Source organism: Streptomyces sp. KLMMK (assembly GCF_036961605.1).
GTDB lineage: Bacteria > Actinomycetota > Actinomycetes > Streptomycetales > Streptomycetaceae > Streptomyces > Streptomyces telluris.
The window spans coordinates 1-4599 of sequence record NZ_JBAMDC010000470.1 but is presented as its reverse complement, the minus strand read 5'-3'; the positions used below and the strand labels follow the sequence as shown (position 1 = coordinate 4599).

The window sequence follows — 4599 nt, the reverse complement described above, 5'->3', positions numbered from 1 at the left end:
TGAGGAAGGCGGGGTTGCCGCCGGGGACCATGCCGAGCTCGCGGGCGCGGCGCTCCAGGGCGTCCGGGGCGGCGAGCTGGTCGACCTCCTGCTGCAGGGCCTGCTGCTCGTCGGTGAGCTCGGTGGTCTTGCGCTGGAGGCGGGAGAGTTCGAAGGAGCCCTGGTTGAGGGCGGAGTTGAGCAGCAGGAGGGAGATCAGGCCGGAGCCGAGCAGCACGACCACCAGCAGGACGAAGGGGGTGCGCTTGGCTCCGGCCTGCCCGCCCAGGAGGCGGCCCAGCCGGAGGCCCCGGCGGGCGGCCGGGGTCACGGGATGTCCTCGCGGATGCGCTCGGCTCCGCGCAGCCGGGCGGGGGCGGCGCGCCGGTTCTCGGCGACCTCTTCCTCGGTGGGCAGTTCGGCGCCGCGGGTGAGGAGCTTCAGGCGGGGCTGGTAGCGCTCGGGGACAACGGGCAGGCCGGGGGGCGCGGTGGTGGCGGCGCCGGCCGCGAAGACCTGCTTGACGATGCGGTCCTCCAGGGACTGGTAGGACAGCACGGCGATGCGGCCGCCGACGGCGAGCGCGGCGACGGCGGCGGGGATGGCCGCCTCGACGCTGGCCAGCTCGGCATTGACCTCGATGCGCAGGGCCTGGAAGGTGCGCTTGGCGGGGTTGCCGCCGTGCCGCTTGGCGGCCTGCGGCAGGGCCTCGCGGATGACGTCGACGAGGCGGGCGCTGTTGGTGAAGGGCTCCTTGGCGCGCTCGCGGACGACGGCCTCGACGATCCTGCGGGCCTGCTTCTCCTCGCCGTAGGCGCGCAGGATGCGCACCAGGTCGCCGGGGGCGTACGTGTTGAGGACCTCGGCCGCGCTGATGCCCGTCGTCTGGTCCATGCGCATGTCCAGCGGGGCGTCCTGCGCGTAGGCGAAGCCGCGGTCGGCCTCGTCCAGCTGCATGGAGGAGACGCCCAGGTCGAAGAGGATGCCCTGGACCTTGGGGATGCCGAGCCGCTCCAGCACCTCGGGCAGCTCGTGGTAGACGGCGCGCACCAGGGTGGCGCGCTCGCCGAAGGGGGCGAGGCGCCCGCCCGCGAGGTCGAGGGCGGTGGGGTCGCGGTCGAGGGCGACGAGCCGGGCCTCGGGGAAGGTCTTGAGCAGCGCCTCGCTGTGCCCGCCGGCGCCCAGGGTGCAGTCGACGACGACGGCGCCGGGCTCGGTGAGAGCGGGAGCGAGCATGTCCAGGCAGCGCTGGAGCATGACGGGGACGTGTCGCGCGTTGCTGCTCATGCGCCCTTCTGAGTTAGGGGTACCCGGGACGCGCACAAGCGTCCGTATCCCCGGGTCCCCACCCGCTCCAAGGGGAAGCGGCCTGCCCGGCACCGGGGAAGGGGCGCCGGACGACCGGGGAGCGGGAGGAGGCCGAGGGGTACGTCCGCGTCGCGCGCATGCGGGTTTTTTCGGTGTCCAGGGGGAGCATCGGGCCTCCCACTTCGCGTCACTTTAGTCCACTCGTCCCCCCGGTCAATCAACCGGCCAGCGCGTCCCGCGGCGGGCGCGGCGCGGGGGGCCCGCCGGCACAAATGGCGGGAAGCATTCCGTTCACCCGGACGGCCGCAGGGCCGCAACCCCTGTGGCATACCTCACAGAGGCCCCTGTGGGCGGAGATTTGTGGCGGGCGTAACGGGCCTGGGGGCGCTGCGCCGACTACCGTCGTTCATATGTCGATATCCGCGTCCCAGCCGGCGCCCCAGAGCTCCGACAGCGCCCGGCAGCCGACGGTCACGGACCGTCTGGTTCAGGCCAACACCGAATACGCCTCCCACTTCTCCGATCCGGGCATGGACGCACGCCCCGTCCTGAAGGTCGCCGTCGTCGCCTGCATGGACGCCCGGCTCGACCTTCACGCGGCGCTGGGCCTGCAGCTCGGCGACTGCCACACCATCCGCAACGCGGGCGGCGTCGTCACCGACGACATCATCCGCTCGCTGACCATCAGCCAGCGCGCGCTCGGCACCCGCTCCGTCGTCCTCATCCACCACACCGGCTGCGGTCTGCTGACCCTGACCGAGGACTTCCGCCACGAGATCGAGGCGGAGGTCGGACAGCGCCCGGCGTGGGCGGTGGAGGCGTTCAAGGACCTGGAGCAGGATGTCCGGCAGTCCATGCAGCGCGTACGGACCTCGCCGTTCCTGCCCCACACCGACGACGTCCGTGGCTTCATCTTCGATGTGACGACGGGTCTGCTGCGCGAGATCGACCCGCAGCACTGATTGTCCACAGGCGGTGACGCGGCGCCGCGCGGGCGGCCAGAATGCGGAGAGGACACTGCCCTCGTGTGACGAGCGGGGCGCGGTGTCCGTATTCGGGGGCGGGCCGGTTCGCGACCAGCGGACCGCAAGCCCGCAGGACGGGCCGAGGAGGGCCGGGTGACGACCTATGGCGAGCCGGGGAGCCTTGGGGGTCCCCCCACGCGGGCGGAGCCGAGCGCAGGGGGAGAGCCGACCACCACCGCGGAGCGGATCCGCCGGGCGGTGGAGGGCGTGATCGAGGGCAAGCCGGAGGTCGTGCGGCTCGCGCTGACGGTGCTCCTCGCCGAGGGGCACCTCCTCATCGAGGACGTGCCGGGCGTCGGCAAGACGATGCTCGCCAAGGCCCTGGCGCGCTCCGTCGACTGCTCGGTGCGCCGCATCCAGTTCACGCCCGACCTCCTCCCCTCGGACATCACGGGCGTGAGCGTCTTCGACCAGCAGCGGCGCGACTTCGAGTTCAAGCCGGGCGCGGTCTTCGCCCAGATCGTCATCGGCGACGAGATCAACCGCGCCTCGCCCAAGACCCAGTCGGCGCTGCTGGAGTCCATGGAGGAGCGCCAGGTCACCGTCGACGGGCACACCTACGAGCTGCCGAGCCCCTTCATGGTGGTGGCCACGCAGAATCCCGTCGAGATGGAGGGCACCTACCCGCTGCCCGAGGCCCAGCGCGACCGCTTCATGGCCCGGGTCTCCATGGGCTATCCCAGCCCCGAGGCCGAGCTGCGCATGCTGGACGTGCACGACGGCTCCCGCCAGGTCTCCCCGCTGGAGGACCTGCAGCCGGTGGCCCATGCCCACGAGGTCGTCAAGCTGATCGAAGGGGTCCGCTCGGTGCACGTGGCCGACTCCGTCCGGCGCTACGCGGTGGATCTCGTGACCGCCACCCGGCACCACCCCGACCTCCGGCTCGGGGCCTCCCCCCGGGCGACGCTCCACCTGGTGCGCGCGGCCAGGGCGGCGGCCGCCCTCGCGGGCCGCGAGTTCGCCCTGCCCGACGACGTCCAGGCGCTGGCCGTCCCCGTCCTCGCCCACCGGCTGCTGCCCACGGCCCAGGCCCAGCTGAGCGGGCGCACCGCCGAGCAGGCCGTCCTCGACCTCCTCCGGCGCACCCCCGTGCCCGACCCGTCGGCGCAGGCTGCCTGGCGGCAGGCCCGGAGGCTGTGATGGGCGCGGGGGACGGCGCGGATCCCGGGCGGGAGGGCGGTCCGTCCGCGGCGGGCGGCAGCCTGTGGGCGGCGCTGGGCGGGCTGACCACCCGCGGCCGCTCCTTCCTCGCGGCCGGCATCGCGGCCGCCTCCTGTTCCTACGTGCTCGGGCAGGCCGATCTGCTGCGGGTCGGGCTGTTACTGGCCGCGCTGCCCCTGCTCTGCGTGGCCGTGCTGCACCGCACCCGCCACCGCGTCGCGGGCAGCCGCCGCCTGACGCCGTCCCGGGTCCCCGCAGGCGCCGAGGCCCGCGTCCAGCTGCGGATCGACAGCGTCTCCCGGCTGCCCACCGGCCTGCTGATGCTCCAGGACCGGGTGCCCTACGTCCTGGGCTCGCGCCCCCGCTTCGTCCTCGACCGGATCGAGCCCGGCGGCCGGCGCGAGGTCTCCTACCGCGTCCGCTCCGATCTGCGCGGCCGCTATCCGCTCGGCCCGCTGCAGCTGCGGCTGACGGACCCCTTCGGCATGTGCGAGCTGACCCGCGGCTTCAGCGCGTACGACACGCTGACGGTCGTGCCGCACACCGAGCCGCTGCCCCCGGTGCGCCTGGGCGGCCCGGTCCCGGGCCACGGCGACGGCCTGCGGCGCTCCCCCGCCCTGACCGGCGAGGACGACGTCATCCCCCGCGGCTACCGGCACGGGGACGACCTGCGCCGCGTGCACTGGCGCTCCACCGCGCGCCACGGCGAGCTCATGGTGCGCCGCGAGGAGCAGCCCCGCCGGGCCCGCTGCACGGTGCTGCTGGACACGCGCCGCACCGCCCACGAGGGCAGGGGCCCCGGCTCGTCCTTCGAGTGGGCGGTCTCGGCGGCCGCCTCCGCCGCGCTGCATCTGCTGGGGCGAGGCTTCTCCGTGCGGCTGCTCACCGACACGGGGGCCGCGATCCCCGGCCCGGGCGCCCCCGGCGAGCTCGTTGGACTCCCCAACGAATCCGCGGACGCGGCGGGCCTGCTGCTGGAGAGCCTGGCGGCCGTGGAGCACTCGGAGGGCACCTGTCTCTCCCCAGCCCTCGGCTCCCTGCTCGGCGAGGGCGGGCTGCTCGTGGCGTTCTTCGGCGGCCTCGACGAGCAGCAGGCGGCCCTGGCGGCCCGGATGCGCGGGCGCGG

Annotated in this window: 5 protein-coding genes; 3 read left to right on the top strand and 2 right to left on the bottom strand. The window is 74.3% G+C overall.

The window, feature by feature from the left end; genetic code table 11:
• Both V7793_RS33835 and rsmH read right to left on the bottom strand, forming a co-directional pair.
• Window positions 1–310: septum formation initiator family protein (locus V7793_RS33835; RefSeq protein ID WP_336013523.1), on the bottom strand; the 310-nt coding region annotated here is incomplete at its 3' end.
• Entirely contained in the window at window positions 307–1266 is a 960-nt protein-coding gene (gene rsmH, locus V7793_RS33830) for a 16S rRNA (cytosine(1402)-N(4))-methyltransferase RsmH (RefSeq protein WP_336013522.1), read from the bottom strand. The genes V7793_RS33835 and rsmH, both read right to left, overlap by 4 nt.
• Window positions 1267–1697: 431 nt before the next feature.
• Here rsmH and V7793_RS33825 point away from each other — a divergent pair, with 431 nt between their 5' ends.
• The 3 genes from V7793_RS33825 to V7793_RS33815 all read left to right on the top strand — a co-directional run.
• Window positions 1698–2249 carry a beta-class carbonic anhydrase gene (locus V7793_RS33825; protein WP_058044818.1) on the top strand — a complete coding sequence of 184 codons (552 nt, stop codon included), beginning with the start codon at window positions 1698–1700 and terminating at the stop codon, window positions 2247–2249.
• Window positions 2250–2405: 156 nt separating this feature from the next.
• Window positions 2406–3452 (top strand): AAA family ATPase, encoded by a 1047-nt coding sequence (locus tag V7793_RS33820; protein WP_443058051.1) that lies wholly within the window; start codon window positions 2406–2408, stop codon window positions 3450–3452.
• The coding region (locus tag V7793_RS33815) for a DUF58 domain-containing protein (protein ID WP_336013521.1) at window positions 3452–4599 on the top strand (1148 nt) is incomplete at its 3' end. The genes V7793_RS33820 and V7793_RS33815, both read left to right, overlap by 1 nt.